The organism is Streptomyces gottesmaniae, assembly GCF_031845845.1.
Lineage (GTDB): Bacteria > Actinomycetota > Actinomycetes > Streptomycetales > Streptomycetaceae > Streptomyces > Streptomyces akebiae.
On record NZ_JAVRFJ010000211.1, the window covers coordinates 1 to 255 of the forward strand.

Consider the following 255-nt stretch of genomic DNA (forward strand, 5'->3'; position numbering starts at 1 on the left):
CGAAGAGGGCGCCGGGGGGTTACCGGTCGCGGCGGGAGTGGCATGCGAAGTCGCGTCGTCTGCGGGTGCTGCGGGACCGGCTGGCCGCCGCGCGGGCCGACCGGGATGCCGGGATCGTGCACGTCGTGCGCGGCGGCAAGCGCCTGGCCCGCACCCGGCACCACCTGGAGACGGCCCAGCTGACCGAGTCCGCGTGGCGTGGGCGGTGGGAGGCGGAGCGCTGGTTCTGCCAGGCGGACGGCGAGTCCGGCAAGC

General features: G+C 76.9%; 1 pseudogene. It reads left to right on the top strand.

Going from position 1 to position 255, the window contains the following annotated elements:
• A pseudogene (locus tag RM704_RS45105) lies at positions 1–255 on the top strand (IS200/IS605 family accessory protein TnpB-related protein); the annotation flags it as partial.